The organism is Dellaglioa sp. CoH-56-MRSF-13, from assembly GCF_056782095.1.
Genome location: NZ_JBXAYC010000069.1, coordinates 1 through 417 on the forward strand (window position 1 = coordinate 1; position 417 = coordinate 417).

Below are 417 nucleotides of genomic sequence, written 5' to 3' on the forward strand. Positions count from 1 at the left end.
GGTCTGGTGCCTCCATATTCGACAGAGCTTCGGTACTCACGATCCGCGACTCGAACTGCCCTTTCTCGGCACCAGCCTGAAGCCGTTGGCGCGCGGGGTTCGTGTGGTACGTGATTAGGGTCTTCCCAGTATTACTAATCGTGGTTTTAGCCACGTTCGTAATGTGGAGCACGGAATCAAAACGTGGGAACTTTAGATAAATGGCGCGGAAAGCGGCAGTTACCATCTCCCCCCTCAAATCGTCGCGCTTCAAATCAAAGGCGGGGCGCATCAGAAACTTCATCTTCTTGTTCATGAATTTCCCGATATAGCCAGACCTTTCGATCTCGCACATCGCATTGTACACCAGATCGCCCCACTCCTTGAGACCATACGATGGGTATTCGAGAGACAGATGACCCAAGTTCAGACGACGCA

At 52.3% G+C, this 417-nt stretch carries 1 protein-coding gene; it reads right to left on the reverse strand.

Annotation, left to right across the window (positions count from 1 at the left end; all coding sequences use genetic code 11):
* Nucleotides 1-417: hypothetical protein (locus AC1RP1_RS07920; protein WP_481762709.1), on the reverse strand; the 417-nt coding region annotated here is incomplete at both ends.